This is a genomic window from Rhizobium rhizoryzae (genome assembly GCF_011046895.1).
Taxonomy (GTDB): Bacteria; Pseudomonadota; Alphaproteobacteria; order Rhizobiales; family Rhizobiaceae; genus Neorhizobium; species Neorhizobium rhizoryzae.
The window spans coordinates 2,735,740-2,749,450 of record NZ_CP049250.1; the positions used below are offsets into that span (position 1 = coordinate 2,735,740).

At 56.3% G+C, this 13,711-nt stretch carries 14 protein-coding genes and 5 tRNA genes; 7 read left to right on the plus strand and 12 right to left on the minus strand.

Features of this window, described 5'->3' with window-relative positions:
- Positions 1 to 27: 27 nt before the first annotated feature.
- Complete coding sequence (gene pcsA / locus G6N80_RS18995) at positions 28 to 762, minus strand: phosphatidylcholine synthase (RefSeq protein ID WP_062554543.1); 735 nt, start codon at positions 760 to 762, stop codon at positions 28 to 30.
- A gap of 143 nt (positions 763 to 905) precedes the next feature.
- Between pcsA and G6N80_RS19000 the strand changes: the two genes are divergently transcribed.
- A complete protein-coding gene (locus tag G6N80_RS19000) occupies positions 906 to 2,120 on the plus strand; it encodes a UbiH/UbiF family hydroxylase (RefSeq protein WP_165136068.1) in 1,215 nt (404 codons plus the stop codon).
- Here the strand turns inward: G6N80_RS19000 and G6N80_RS19005 are convergent.
- Both G6N80_RS19005 and G6N80_RS19010 read right to left on the minus strand, forming a co-directional pair.
- Positions 2,085 to 3,047: an AEC family transporter gene (locus tag G6N80_RS19005; protein ID WP_165136070.1), complete on the minus strand. Its 963-nt coding sequence runs from the start codon at positions 3,045 to 3,047 to the stop codon at positions 2,085 to 2,087. The two genes, G6N80_RS19000 and G6N80_RS19005, sit on opposite strands and share 36 nt — an antisense overlap.
- Positions 3,048 to 3,087: 40 nt before the next feature.
- On the minus strand, positions 3,088 to 3,834 hold the full coding sequence (locus G6N80_RS19010) for a cytochrome c biogenesis CcdA family protein (protein ID WP_165136072.1): 747 nt from the start codon (positions 3,832 to 3,834) through the stop codon (positions 3,088 to 3,090).
- Positions 3,835 to 4,429: 595 nt separating this feature from the next.
- Here G6N80_RS19010 and G6N80_RS19015 point away from each other — a divergent pair.
- The gene (locus tag G6N80_RS19015) at positions 4,430 to 4,684 is read left to right on the plus strand and encodes a hypothetical protein (RefSeq protein WP_062554547.1); all 255 of its coding nucleotides are present in this window, start codon (positions 4,430 to 4,432) and stop codon (positions 4,682 to 4,684) included.
- 202 nt (positions 4,685 to 4,886) lie between these two features.
- Here G6N80_RS19015 and G6N80_RS19020 read toward each other — a convergent pair.
- The 5 genes from G6N80_RS19020 to G6N80_RS19040 all read right to left on the minus strand — a co-directional run bounded on the left by G6N80_RS19020 (position 4,887) and on the right by G6N80_RS19040 (position 6,712).
- A tRNA-Arg gene (locus G6N80_RS19020) sits at positions 4,887 to 4,963 on the minus strand.
- A 15-nt stretch (positions 4,964 to 4,978) separates the two neighbouring features.
- Positions 4,979 to 5,284 (minus strand): ETC complex I subunit, encoded by a 306-nt coding sequence (locus tag G6N80_RS19025; protein WP_062554809.1) that lies wholly within the window; start codon positions 5,282 to 5,284, stop codon positions 4,979 to 4,981.
- Positions 5,285 to 5,419: 135 nt separating this feature from the next.
- A tRNA-Pro gene (locus G6N80_RS19030) sits at positions 5,420 to 5,496 on the minus strand.
- Positions 5,497 to 5,663: 167 nt separating this feature from the next.
- Positions 5,664 to 6,134, minus strand: a complete 471-nt coding sequence (locus G6N80_RS19035) for a DUF192 domain-containing protein (protein ID WP_165136074.1) — start codon at positions 6,132 to 6,134, stop codon at positions 5,664 to 5,666.
- Positions 6,134 to 6,712 (minus strand): cold-shock protein, encoded by a 579-nt coding sequence (locus G6N80_RS19040; RefSeq protein ID WP_062554599.1) that lies wholly within the window; start codon positions 6,710 to 6,712, stop codon positions 6,134 to 6,136. The genes G6N80_RS19035 and G6N80_RS19040 overlap by 1 nt, the downstream gene beginning before the upstream one ends.
- A 213-nt stretch (positions 6,713 to 6,925) precedes the next feature.
- On the opposite strand from G6N80_RS19040, the gene gloA reads away from it, so the two are divergent.
- From gloA to G6N80_RS19065, 5 genes are all read left to right on the plus strand, one after another.
- Entirely contained in the window at positions 6,926 to 7,366 is a 441-nt protein-coding gene (gene gloA, locus G6N80_RS19045; RefSeq protein WP_165136076.1) for a lactoylglutathione lyase, read from the plus strand.
- 122 nt (positions 7,367 to 7,488) lie between these two features.
- Positions 7,489 to 8,070 carry a hypothetical protein gene (locus G6N80_RS19050; RefSeq protein WP_062554601.1) on the plus strand — a complete coding sequence of 194 codons (582 nt, stop codon included), beginning with the start codon at positions 7,489 to 7,491 and terminating at the stop codon, positions 8,068 to 8,070.
- 134 nt (positions 8,071 to 8,204) lie between these two features.
- Positions 8,205 to 8,279 (plus strand) — tRNA-Glu (locus tag G6N80_RS19055).
- Positions 8,280 to 8,509: 230 nt separating this feature from the next.
- Positions 8,510 to 8,584 (plus strand) — tRNA-Glu (locus G6N80_RS19060).
- A gap of 171 nt (positions 8,585 to 8,755) precedes the next feature.
- A tRNA-Glu gene (locus tag G6N80_RS19065) sits at positions 8,756 to 8,830 on the plus strand.
- A 35-nt stretch (positions 8,831 to 8,865) separates the two neighbouring features.
- Here G6N80_RS19065 and recJ read toward each other — a convergent pair.
- From recJ to G6N80_RS19085, 4 genes are all read right to left on the minus strand, one after another.
- Positions 8,866 to 10,668 (minus strand): single-stranded-DNA-specific exonuclease RecJ, encoded by a 1,803-nt coding sequence (recJ, locus tag G6N80_RS19070; RefSeq protein ID WP_062554602.1) that lies wholly within the window; start codon positions 10,666 to 10,668, stop codon positions 8,866 to 8,868.
- A 90-nt stretch (positions 10,669 to 10,758) separates the two neighbouring features.
- Positions 10,759 to 10,971 carry a hypothetical protein gene (locus G6N80_RS19075; protein WP_165136078.1) on the minus strand — a complete coding sequence of 71 codons (213 nt, stop codon included), beginning with the start codon at positions 10,969 to 10,971 and terminating at the stop codon, positions 10,759 to 10,761.
- 86 nt (positions 10,972 to 11,057) lie between these two features.
- Positions 11,058 to 12,377 carry a homoserine dehydrogenase gene (locus tag G6N80_RS19080; protein ID WP_165136080.1) on the minus strand — a complete coding sequence of 440 codons (1,320 nt, stop codon included), beginning with the start codon at positions 12,375 to 12,377 and terminating at the stop codon, positions 11,058 to 11,060.
- Positions 12,378 to 12,438: 61 nt separating this feature from the next.
- On the minus strand, positions 12,439 to 13,662 hold the full coding sequence (locus G6N80_RS19085; protein ID WP_062554605.1) for an LL-diaminopimelate aminotransferase: 1,224 nt from the start codon (positions 13,660 to 13,662) through the stop codon (positions 12,439 to 12,441).
- Between the last annotated feature and the right edge of the window lie 49 nt (positions 13,663 to 13,711).

The following is a 13,711-nucleotide window of genomic DNA, read 5'->3' on the forward strand; positions in this document are numbered from 1 at the left end:
ACAGAAAAGACGTGCTTAAGCGAACACTTAACTGCTTTTCCCGAGGCTGGGGAAAAGCTGCAGGATGCCGCCAATGCAGAAGAGATAGATCCCGGTCAGCACCACGCTCCAGACAAGCCATGGGGGCGACTCGAATTGCAGAAGCAGCGAATAGCCGCTCAGCGCGCACCAGAGCAGAAAAATCCCGAGGTTTAGCGGCCTCAGTCTCTTCACGCGCACGGGATGCAGGAAGTTGATTGGAAGGAAGGTCAGGATCACGGCCGCCATGACGACCAGAAGAGCCGCAGTCTCCGACGGCTTAATGACGAAGAGCGTGAGGATGACCATGTTCCAGACCACCGGGAATCCGGAGAAGAAATACTCATCCGTCTTCATGCCCATGTCGGCGTAATAAATGGCGCTCGATACGACAATCATTCCTGCGGCGACGAAGGACCAGGTTTCGCCGATCATACCACTTTGATACAGCGCAAATGCAGGCAGAAGCACATAGGTCACGTAATCGATGATGTTGTCGAGCGTGTCACCGGACCAGTTTGGCAGGACTTCTTTCACGCGGACCTTCCGGGCAATGGGGCCGTCGATCCCGTCAATCAGAAGGGCAAGGCCCAGCCACCACCACATATCAACAAACCGATGCTCTGCGGCAGCGACAACGCCGAGGAACGCCAGAAATGAGCCGGAGGCCGTCAACACATGCACGGAGAAGGCACGGATCTCGGCATAGGGCACTTTGCGGTAGTTGAAAATTCGCCTGATCACGCCCCACTCCGACCAACATATTTCGCGATTTGACGATATGCGGCCAATCGGCGCGCTTTGCAACCTTATCCCGGGCAGCCCATGGATAAGTTTGCGGAGTTTGCTTAAATAGCACGCAGGTCAAAACGAAAAGAAGACGTGACATGCAGGACTTCGAGATCGCAGTTGTAGGTGAAGGTCTGGCTGGTTCTATAGCGGCATTGGCGCTTGCCCGCGCCGGACGCAAAGTGGCGCTGATCGCGCCTGTCTTTGAACGACAGGATCATCGAACGACTGCGCTGATGGATCAGTCCATTCGCTTCATCGACGGTCTAGGCATTTGGGAGACACTTCAGGACAGCGCTGCGGCTCTCAGCACGATGCAGATCCTGGACGGCACCAAGCGGCTACTGCGTGCGCCGCCGGCCCAGTTCCGGGCGGCTGATGTAGGTCTCTACGCCTTTGGCTACAATATCCCTAATCAGGACCTTATGACGGTACTGAGATCTGCTATCGCTTCTGAGCCCAATCTGCAACGCATCGACGCGAGCCTCGACACCCTGAGTATTGGAAACGACTCGGTCGCGCTTTCACTGAATAATGGGAGCAATCTCTCCGCCGAGTTCGTCGTGGCAGCAGACGGTCGGGGATCGCGCGTACGCGAACTCGCCGGGATTTCGACCCGACGGTGGGCCTATCCCCAGACGGCAGTCGTGCTCAACTTCTCCCACGAACAGCCTCACAACAATGTTTCCACGGAGTTTCATACCGAGACCGGGCCATTCACACAGGTTCCTCTGCCAGGCAAGCGTTCCAGCCTCGTCTGGGTCGTCAAGCCGCAAGAGGCGGAGAGACTTCTTGCGTTGCCGCTGGCAGAACTCTCTCTGGCTGTCGAGACGCGCATGCAATCCATGCTTGGACAGGTTTCCGTTGAAGGAGCGCCAGAAGCCTGGCCGCTTTCCAGCCTCATGGCGGAACGTTTTGGTAAAGGCCGTGTCGCACTCATTGGCGAAGCCGCACATGCATTTCCCCCGATTGGCGCGCAGGGCCTCAACCTTTCACTGCGCGATGTCATGGAACTGGTGAAGCTTCTGAGTTCTCCGACGAAGGCTGCGATTACCGCTGATGCCGGGGATCGTTTCAACCGCCAGCGCCGCGCCGATGTCATGACACGCACGTTCGGCGTCGATCTCCTGAACCGCTCCCTGCTGTCGGATTTCCTGCCAATGCAGGTGGCCCGTGCCGCTGGTCTGCATCTTTTGACGGCTTCCGGTCCCCTGCGCAATATTCTGATGCGCGAAGGAATTGAGCCCGGGCGGAGCTTCAAGGATCTGGCTGAGAGTTTAAGGCGTCCATTCAACCGTCAAAAAGCCGGATGAAATAAGGTAGAGCACGACCGGCAAAGTCAGGACCGACAATAGCGTCGTGATCAGGACTGTTGCCGACGCCCTTTCCTGCCAGACATTGTAGTGCTGACTGATGACAAAGACGTTCGTGGCTGTCGGCAGCGCGGCGAGCAGCACGGCAGCATAGATCCAGTTTCGGTCGAACCCGCCGATCCAGGATAGCGACAGATACATGACTGTCGGCAAAACAAGCAGCTTTACTGCGGTGATATAGCCGATCTCCACCGGAATGCGCTTCAGCGGGCGCAACGCCAACGTCACTCCCATGGCAAACAGTGCGCATGGTGCGGCAGCTTGCGCGAGATAATCAATGAGCTGCTGAAGAGGTGCCGCAATGGGTATTTGAAAGGCGGCGAAAACAAAGCCGCAGGCGGTTGACACAATGAATGGATGCATTGAGACGCGTTTCGCCACATCAAGCGCGACCGCGAGCGGTGGACGCGCGTCCCCCTTCGCAATTGCCATCAAGGCCGGTGCCACCACAAAATGGACCGCGTTTTCGAAGCAGACAATGAGCGCTACTGGAACGGCGGCAGCATCCCCCAGGACGAGCAAAGCCAGGCCGGGCCCCATATAGCCGATGTTTCCATAGGCGGCACCGAAGGCCTGGATCACGCCTTCTGCCAATGTCGCCCGCCGCCAAACGGTGGCGATCAACAGCATCAGGAGAAAGACAGTGTAGACCGTCGTCAACTGCGTGAAAATGAAGTCGACCCGCGTCAGATCCGCCATCGGCGTTCGCGAGACCAGCTTGAAGAACAAGGCAGGAAGCGCCGCATAGACGATGAAAATGTTCATCCAGCCCAGAGCATCGGCGTTCAGCCTACTCAGGCGCGCCGCCACAAAGCCGATTGCAATCAAGCCGAAGAACGGAATCAACAATGCGAGCGTGGCAGCCAATCGACTCATTCCCGGCAGAACATGAGTATGCGTGACCGGTCTATCCGATCTTCATGAGGATTGGGAAGCTTTGCTGAAACCAAATTGCAATATCGCTAATGAAGCCGAGCATAAATGCCACGCCAGTCACAACCAGCAGAGCGCCCATAACTTTTTCGACCATTCCCAGATGACGGCGGAAGCGCGCGAGAAAACGCATGAACGCGCCGGAAAATGCAGCTGCAATCCAGAACGGCACCGCCAGACCAAGGGAATAAACGGCAAGCAGAAGGGCTCCGTCTGACACGGTTTCGCGAGAGGCCGCAACACCAAGGATCGCGCCCAACACGGGACCGATGCAGGGTGTCCAGCCAAACGCGAATGCCAGGCCCATGATGTACGCACCCGAAAGCGTGGCCGGCTGCCCGCCTGACTGGAAACGCGCCTCGCGCGCAAGCAGGCCGATTCGAAACACGCCTAGAAAGTTAAGGCCCATTACGATGATGATCAGGCCACCAATCTTGGACAAAAGATCCAGGTGTTGTCTCAACACCATGCCAATAGATGAAGCGCCCGCCCCTAGAGCTACGAACACGCTGCCGAAACCCAGAGTGAAGAACAGCGCGGTAATGAGAACAGAACGGCGCGCTTCAACCGCCTGGGTCTGGGTGCCATTGCGGAACTGCTCAACGGAAATCCCTGCCATATAGCAAAGATAGGGCGGAACGAGCGGAAGCACGCAGGGCGACAGAAACGACAGCGCCCCGGCGAGCAAGGCGCTGAACAATGAGATCTCGGCAATCGACACTGGCTTCTCCTGAATCGTCCCTGCCCGACGTAGAGCCGCTTCATAGGGCTGCCCGTGGCCATACGCCTGAGATCCGAAAAATTCCAGTCACCTTCTGGTTCACAGCCGGACCTTCGCGCCGAGGATAAAACTTCGCGACCGCAAATACCCACAAAATCTAGGTTTCTGAACCAATCGATCATCCAAGGGTTGTCAAAGCAGCGGCATTGTGTTGCTGTGACACATCGCCGCGTTGAGGAGCGCGGCGTTTTTTCGATCATTCTTGGAGGAGAATAGTATGATCATTTCCGGCTTGGTTCTGGCCGCGGCCCTGGGTGCTGGCAGCATTGCCTATTTTCGCTGGCGCGACGGAATTTAATAACTTTTCCAACTCTGCTTGATTTACATCAAACAGCAATACGATTTTGACGGCTCTTGGGCCGTCAAAAGCAAGTCTCGTGGAGCTTCAGGTCTCAGCCAAAAGACACGCGTCGCACGAAGCCACTCATTCGTCGGCATCCCGGATGCCCGACACCTGACACCAAAACCGAGACATTATCCGGAACTGAAAGATCTATGCGGCGTTAGGCTGGCATCAGAACCGGAGACGAAACCCATGAATAAACTGATCCTCGCCGCGGCACTTACACTCTCTTCCGTTATCGCTATGCCCGCTGCTTCCTATGCCGATAGCGTGACGATCCGGACATATGACGGCCCCGGTATGCACCGCGGTTGGGACCGCGCTCACCGAGGTCCACATGCCCGAATGGTTCGTGAAGAGCGTAGATCACACGACTGCATGACCAAGAAGGTGACGACCATGCGCCACGGCGAACGCGTGACCAAGGTCACCAAAGTCTGCCGCTAAACGAGGAAGCTTGATAACGGAGGAACCGGAAAAAATCCCCGTTTATCGCTGCAATGTTCAACAAAAATGCCCGCCTGCGATGCGCAAGCGGGCTTTTCAATGGTTTGCGATATGGCATCAATTCCCAGCGCGGAATGAACTTCTCAATCCTTCGATGGAGATCTCATATCAAACGACACGTCAATTAAGTTATGGAAAATACTGGCGACCCCTGCAGGACTCGAACCTGCGACCTACTGCTTAGAAGGCAGTTGCTCTATCCAGTTGAGCTAAGGGGCCACGGCCCTGCGCAAGTCAGTGCGTCCAGGGCTGGATCCGGTTGAAACGAAAGTTGTCGGAATAGGACACGATCTGCCGCGTCGCCTCTTTCGGCGGCAACACGCGATACTCAATACCGTTACGCTCTGCGTAGGAGACAGCCTGCTCCATCGATTCGAATGTCAAGCGAACCTGTTGCTGCATGTCTGAGGATGAGGTGTAGCCAAGGATCGGGTCGATGCTGCGTGGCTCTTCCTGATCGAATTCAAGAACCCAAAGATGAGTCTTCGCCTTGCCAGATTGCATTGCCGTTTTTGCAGGACGAAAGATCTTGGCGGTCATATCTTCGAAGCTCCCTTTCACGCATTGATTCTTCACAATACGTGGAAATTCTAAATCCAGCTGCAGGTTCCGTCCACCATAAGATGGCTTGATCCCGCATCTACTGGAGGAAGCTTAACCGTCGCTTTAAGACGGTGGTCGGAGTGGAGAGATTCGAACTCCCGACCCTCTGGTCCCAAACCAGATGCGCTACCAGACTGCGCTACACTCCGTTCCGCCGATGTGTGCGAGATACACGCTTCACCCCGTGTCCGCAACAGCAAATTTCACTTTCTCTCTCAAATTCACAACGGCATTTTCAGATTGCCATCCGCAACATAAGCAAGGCGCCAAAACTGGCATGAACTGGCGCCGAGCGCTTCGATGCAAATCGGCTTACTTATCTCGCTTTTCCAATTTGCGGACTGAGAACCTTGTTACCAACCGCGATGTTCCGCGCCCTCACCGCTCCGCCATTCAATTCCAGCACATACTTGACAGGACCGCCCGACGACAACGGAGTCTCATCATGTGGTTTGGCTCCCTCATGGATCTTCCGGACGATTCCTTTGTCGTCAATGAACAGCATATCCAGGGGGATGAGCGTATTCTTCATCCACATTGCGACCTCTCTCGAGGAGCCGAAGTCGAACAACATGCCTGCATCGGCAGCCATCTTTTCGCGGAACATCAAGCCTTGCTGTCGCTGGGCCCCGTCGACTGCAATCTCAACTGTAAAGACCTGGGGGCCTGACGCCGTTTGAATCGTCAGCTGCTCGGTTGGGAACTTCACTTGCGCCGAGGAAGGCATCACCGAAAACAGAAAGAGCGCCAATAAGGCGCTCGTAAACTTCAATACGTATTCAAACATCAATGTGCCCGCGATACGATGGAGGGACCGTCCGGATGAACTTCAGCAGCCATGAGACCTTTGTCACCATCTCCGTATCGGACCAGAACAACCTGTCCCGGACGCAGCTCGGTGAGCCCAAATCGCCGAAGGGTCTCCATGTGGATAAATATATCTTCCGTGCCCTCACCGCGCGTCAGGAAGCCAAAGCCCTTGGTACGATTGAACCACTTCACCAGTGCACGCTCCAGCCCGCTGGTCGGCGTGACCTGAACGTGCGTGCGAATAGGTGGAAGTTGTGACGGATGGACTGCGGTCGACTGATCCATGGAAAGGATCCGAAACGCCTGGTAGCCTCGATCACGCTTCTGGATCAACGCTACGATCCGCGTTCCTTCCAGGATGGTCTGGAAACCATCCCGACGCAGGCATGTCACATGCAACAGCACGTCCTGCATTCCATTATCCGGTATGATGAAACCAAAACCTTTGGCAACATCGAACCATTTCACGACGCCGGTGATTTCGATCAGTTCAACCGGATCTACTGCCAGATCCTCGAAACTGGCAATGCCTTTCGATGACATTCTATCCGCCATTCTGTCAGCCCCTGGTTTACGCGTCTACGGAGTCACGGTTAACTGATTCTTAGAAGATAAGTTAACATTGAGCGGTTCGTCCAGCGCAAGTCCTCACTTCTTCATTTTCCCGGCCTTTTATCGCGAAATCGCCTTGTCTGAAGCTGTCCAGCGCCCATATCGTGACAGGAAATTTCCATCCATGCACATTAAGACTGAAAGGCTAGGCGATCCATGCGCTATCTGCACACCATGGTCCGCATCAAGGACCTCGATGCGTCACTTGATTTCTACACTCGAATCTTCGGCCTCACGGAAGTCAGACGAATCGAAAATGAAAAAGGACGCTTTACGCTGATCTTCCTTGCTGCACCGGAAGACGTTGAGTCTGGCACCTCCGTAAAAGCTCCTCTACTTGAACTGACCTATAACTGGGATACGGAAGATTATCAGGGCGGACGGAATTTTGGCCATCTGGCCTACGAAGTCGACAATATCTACGAATTCTGCCAGCAGCTAATGGACCAAGGCATCACCATCAACAGGCCGCCGCGCGACGGAAACATGGCGTTCGTGAAGTCGCCCGACGGGATCTCCTTCGAGTTGCTTCAAAAGGGTCCCGCGCTCGCACCCGCCGAACCTTGGGTCTCGATGCAGAATACCGGGAGCTGGTAAACGTCGGAGGGTATCCTACAGCCTCGATTGGCGGGCGCCGCATACCGCTGCGCCCGCCAAGCCTCACGCAGGATTGCGCATGCAAGATCGATCCGAACAACAGACAGGGTCGATAGTCGCACATGTCAAAGTCAGACACATCATTCACACCCGGCGTTCGACGCGGTTTCGTCATCGGCGGGGCCTTGCTGGCTTGCTCGATGCTGAACAGCTGCACGAGCCTGATGGCGAAGGCACCAACCGAACAGGCAGTCGCCTCTGCGGAACCAGAGACACGTGGACTACCCCACACACCTGCCTCCTCCCTGGCATCGCCGACAAAAAGTGCCGCCTATACTGATCCACTCGTTTCCAAGCAGCCGCCACCGGCGAAACAGGCAAGCGCAAAGCCCAGCTCAACGCGGGCGGCTCTGCCGCAAACCCCAGCGCCGAAACAGGCTGAATTGTCGACCCAACAGCCCCCAGCGCAAGCACCACAGAACAGCCTGGCCAATGTCATTCAGCAGCCAACTGCGGTGCAAGCTGGACAAAACAGCATCTTCGCAATTGCAAATGCGAAGGTTGCCGAAGCTCAGGGCGTTCCGGCTTATGCCCCTGTCAAAAACATCAACCCCATGGCCGGCAGCGTGTTCAGCGCACGCAACAGCGGGGTCGCTCAGCCAATACCGGGCTCAGGAACCCCAGACAAGAACGGCCTTTGGTAGAACCGCACACCTTCAGGTTAATCCCTGATATCATTGCGTTTTACCCCATTCAGTTACGGTCGTATTTTTTGTCAGTTTTGTGAAAAAGGCACTTGCGCTTCCTGCAACGCACCCATATAAGGGCGCCACAGCACGCGCCCTTCGTCTATCGGTTAGGACGCCAGATTTTCATTCTGGAAAGAGGGGTTCGATTCCCCTAGGGCGTGCCATCACCTCCCATACTATAGACAGACAATACAGCCTTCCCAAATCGTTCGAGCGCGACATTTCGTTCAGAAGCATTGATTTTGATCGAGCTTCAGCGCATCCCGAGCGGGGTTAGTACCCATTCAATTTGCTGAATCTGATGTCCCGATTTCGTCCTGTGAAAAACTCTCGGTGGACCGGATTTTTCCTCTTGCGAAGTTCGAAATCGTGGCTATAACGGCCCCCACAGCACGCGCCCTTCGTCTATCGGTTAGGACGCCAGATTTTCATTCTGGAAAGAGGGGTTCGATTCCCCTAGGGCGTGCCACTTACTTCAAAAAAGTCCCTTAGTTCAGATAGTTACGTCGGTGGCATTCATCTTTAACGATGTCGTTTCCGCATGCGATTTCTATCCGGATTTTTGTGGATTTTATTGCTCTTCTCACTCATTTTCCACTTGCGCATCAAACGCCTCGTCCATATAAGGGCGCCACAGCACGCGCCCTTCGTCTATCGGTTAGGACGCCAGATTTTCATTCTGGAAAGAGGGGTTCGATTCCCCTAGGGCGTGCCACCCTCTTCACCTTATCTATGACAAATGTTTGCCGATCAGGTCGCCTTCGCAGCATCGATGATGCGCAGTTGAACGCGGCGGCTACCCTGCCATTGATCGGCACTCAGGCTACCCGCTACATGCAACTGGCTGCCGCGGGAAGCCAGCAAGAGCTGCCCGAGTGGCGTATCCGCAGACCGAAATGCGATGCCTTCAAGCCGCGAACCGTCCATTGCCTGAAGAGACACCTTCACATGCGATGTTCCAATTTGGCGGGAATCGACGATGCGATGGGCGGGAATGGCAAAGATCGGCTGGCTGTGCCCTGATCCGAAAGGCCCGGCCTGCTCCAGTTGATCAATCAGCGCAAGCGTGGCTCCCGAAGCAGCAAGCGCTCCATCGATTTTCAGGACATGATTTGCCACCAATGACGGCACGACATTCTCTGCGATGGCTTCGAAATAAGCGCGCAGTTTGCCGAGATTCTCCTGCTGGACCGTCAGCCCCGCCGCCATGGCGTGACCGCCGCCCTTGACCAGCAGACCTTCCTCTACAGCGCCGCGCACCATTTTCCCCAGGTCGAACCCCGGAATGGACCGTCCAGATCCAGAGCCGCGCCCGGATGCGTCAAACGCGATGGCGAATGCAGGACGCTTGAACTTCTCCTTCAAACGGGCTGCGAGAAGACCGACGATTCCCGGATGCCAGTTCTGGCGAGCGGTGACGATGACGGCGGCGTTTTCGCCTGTCCCGTATTCCGCAATCACCTCGGCCTCGGCCTCCAGCAACATTTCGGCTTCCATGGCTTGCCGTTCACGGTTGAGCTCGTCAAGCTGCGCAGCGATATCCTCAGCCTCGGCACTGTCATTCAATGTCAGCAGCCTGCTCCCCAATGCGGCATCCCCGATTCGACCGCCCGCATTGATTCTGGGACCGATCAGAAATCCGAGATGGTAGGGCGTGACAGGCCCCCCGAGCCCAGCCTTGCGAAACAACGCCGCCAGGCCCGCATTGCCCATGTGGCGAGCGGTAAGCAAGCCTTTGACGACGTAGGCGCGGTTCAATCCCTTGAGCGGAACCACATCGCAGACTGTCGCAAGCGCGACGAGATCCAGAAATCCGAGCAGGTCCAGCGTCTTTGCTTGCTCATGGCCTCGTTCACGCAAGATCCGCGCAGTTGCGACAAGCACGATGAAAACGACACCGGCCGCGCAGAGATGCCCCTGCCCCGACAAATCATCGTTACGATTCGGATTGACCAGTGCCAGACAGGGAGGCAGTTGCGGGCCCATCTGATGGTGGTCGATGACGACTACGTCGCAGTGCTCTTCGGCAGCAGCGGCCAGAGCGTCGTGGCTCGTCGAGCCGCAATCCACCGTAACGATCAGATCCGCCCCGTCGGCAATCAATTGCCGTATGGCGGTTGGATTCGGTCCGTACCCTTCGAAGATTCGATCAGGAATATAGATATGGTCGTGGATCCCGAAGTGATGGAGAAAGCGCGACAACAAAGCGGAGGACGCTGCGCCGTCCACATCATAGTCGCCGAAGATTGCGACCCTCTGACGACGCTCGACGGCGTCAGCAATGCGATTTGCCGCCTTCTCGCAATCCGCCAGACTGTAAGGCTCCGGCATCAGGCGGCGAATCGTTGGGTCGAGGAACGCCGGAGCTTCGTCCGGTTGCACACCCCGGCCGGCGAGCACGCGCGCGATCAGCTCGGGAATGCCGTGGAGCTGCGCAATAGCCAACGCGCGGTTCTGTGCCGCCTGATCAAGGCGCGAGACCCAACGATTGCCAGTGGCGGATTGTTCAACGCCTAGAAATGCGCGGGAAACTGGATCTGCAGGTTCTAACATCGGCCCGAAACTTTGTTGAAGTCAGACCGCTTCTACAGCATTTAAACATTGTTTGTGCAGGTGATTCTCTTTCAAACTCACCTGCACACGTCAATCAAGGGCCATCAAAACCGCACCGGCGCCCAGGCAGATTGGCCAGGTTGCCAATGCAAGAGCCACGCCCCAATGGTGATCGACCTTTCCATCAGACCCGTCAGTCGCGCCAGATCTACCCGTCAGGCTATCAAAAGCACTGACACGGACGGATGAGAGATCGGACTCATCGCTGCCATGCTGTCTTCGAAACGAGATTACCTTGGACATCACAAGCGCCTCCCTCACTGGTGAACCTGTGAGGGAGTGTAAACCTGTTTAAAGTTGATGGCTATCGGATTAACAGGATAGCCAAATCAGAGCGGCTTCGGCCGCTCAATCCGGATCACCTGTGGCTCACCCGAAAGATAATTCCCACCCTTTATGCCAGCCACTGCCTTGCGAACCGAATCTTCCGTTGTGGCATGCGTAACGAGGATGATTGTCTTTGCATCGGAGGCTGAACCACCGTTCGCGCGCTGTACGATCGATTCCAGTGAGATCCCGTTCTGCGCCATCTGAGTTGCCACGTTGGCGAAAACACCCGCACGATCCAGAACGGTCAAACGAATGAAGTAACCACCCTCGTGGCTCTGCATCTGAGCTTGCTGATAGGCTTCCAGAGATGCAGCAGGCTTTCCGAGAACCGGCACGCGTTGCGCGCCGGGACGGCTTTTAGCAATATCTGCGATATCGCCCAGCACGGCGGACGCAGTCGCATTGCCGCCCGCGCCGGGACCGACCATAAGAAGTTCGCCGAGGATATCGGATTCGATCGCTACGGCGTTTGTCACACCGTCCACCTGGGCAATGACCGAGTCATGCGGCACCATGGTCGGATGCACGCGCTGCTCGATACCGCTCTCGGTGCGCTGTGCAACGCCAAGCAGTTTGATCCGATAGCCAAGATCGGCTGCGGCGTGGATGTCTTCGATCGAGATATTCGAGATACCTTCGAGATAGATCTGATCGGCAGCGATCTGCGTTCCGAAAGCCAGCGTCGTCAGGATCGCCAGCTTGTGCGCCGTATCGTTGCCCTCAATATCGAACGTCGGATCGGCTTCCGCATAACCAAGTCGCTGAGCTTCCTTCAAGCAGGCCTCGAACGAGAGGCCTTCCTTCTCCATCCGTGTCAGGATGTAATTGCAGGTGCCGTTCATGATGCCGTAGATACGGGAAATCGTGTTTCCGGTCAGGGATTCACGCAAAGCCTTGATGACGGGGATACCACCGGCGACCGCTGCCTCGAAGTTGAGCAGCACACCTTTTTCTTCTGCAATCGCGGCAAGTTCCACACCGCAGCGCGCGAGCAGCGCCTTGTTCGCGGTCACGACATGCAGGCCGCGGGATAGAGCTGCACGAACGGATCGATCCGCCGCGCCCTCGGCGCCGCCCATAAGCTCAACGAATACGTCGATATCCGCCTTCTGAGCCATTTCTTCGGGGCTGCCAAACCACTCCGCGCGAGAGAGGTCGACGCCACGATCGCGTGAACGATCGCGCGCTGTGACAGCTGTAATCTCGATGGCACGCCCACACGTTATTGCCAGCTCGTTTGCGCGCGTTGTCAAAATGCGCGCAAGCGAAGCGCCAACGGTGCCCAGACCCGCAATACCGATTTTGAGGGCGTCTGCCATATTCAGATTTCCTATTGATGTGGCTCGGGCGGCAGAACGCCGCCCAGTTCTGTGATTAAAATCAACGGTGCGCGTTCAGCGAAATGACATTGTGCAATGTCTCATCCGCGGTTCCGAGGAACCGCTTGATGTTGCGGGCAGCCTGGCGAATGCGATGTTCGTTTTCGACAAGAGCGATACGGACATATTCGTCACCATGCTCGCCGAAGCCGATGCCCGGAGCAACTGCGACGTCGGCCTTCTCGATCAACAGTTTCGAGAACTCAAGGGAGCCAAGATGACGGAACTTTTCCGGCACCGGCACCCAGGCAAACATGGATGCCGCAGGTGGCGGCACATCCCAGCCAGCACGTCCGAAGCTTTCGACCATGACATCGCGTCGACGCTTGTAGGTTTGACGAACCTCGTCAATGTGCTGGTCGAGATCCGGGTCGTTCAACGCAGCCGTCGCCGCAACCTGGATCGGGGTGAATGCACCGTAATCAAGATAGGATTTAACGCGTGTCAGAGCGGAAATCAGACGATCATTGCCGACCGCAAAGCCCATGCGCCAGCCTGCCATGGAAAAGGTCTTGGACATGGACGTAAATTCCACGGCTACATCCATCGCACCCGGAACCTGCAGGACCGAAGGCGTTGGCTTCCCATCGAAATAAATTTCAGAGTAGGCCAGATCGGACAGGACGAACACACCATGCTTCTTCGCGAAGGCGACGACATCCTTGTAGAAGTCGAGTTCGACCACGGTCGCGGTCGGGTTCGACGGATAGCAAAGAATCATCGCTATCGGCTTCGGAATCGAGTGGGCAACCGCACGCTCAAGCGCACGGAAGAATTCTTCATTGGGTTCAACCGGGATAGAGCGGATCACGCCGCCGACCATCAGGAAGCCGAATGCATGGATCGGATAAGATGGGTTCGGGCACAGTACGACATCACCAGGCGCCGTGATGGCCTGCGCCATGTTGGCAAAGCCTTCCTTGGAACCGAGAGTCGCAACCACCTGCGTATCAGGGTTCAGCTTTACGCCGAAACGGCGAGCGTAATAGGCAGCCTGCGCGCGACGCAGACCGGGGATGCCCTTTGAAGAAGAGTAGCCGTGCGTGTCTGGTCTTTGAACGGTTTCGATCAGCTTGTCGACGATGAACTGGTTCGTCGGCAAATCGGGATTGCCCATGCCGAGGTCAACGATATCCGCGCCCGCCGCTCGCGCGCTCGCCTTCAAACGGTTTACCTGTTCGAAAACGTAGGGCGGCAGTCTGCGGACTTTATGGAACTCTTCCATAGCGAACCTCGTCAAGGCGTTAAAAACAGCGCCGCGACGCAAGGCAGTT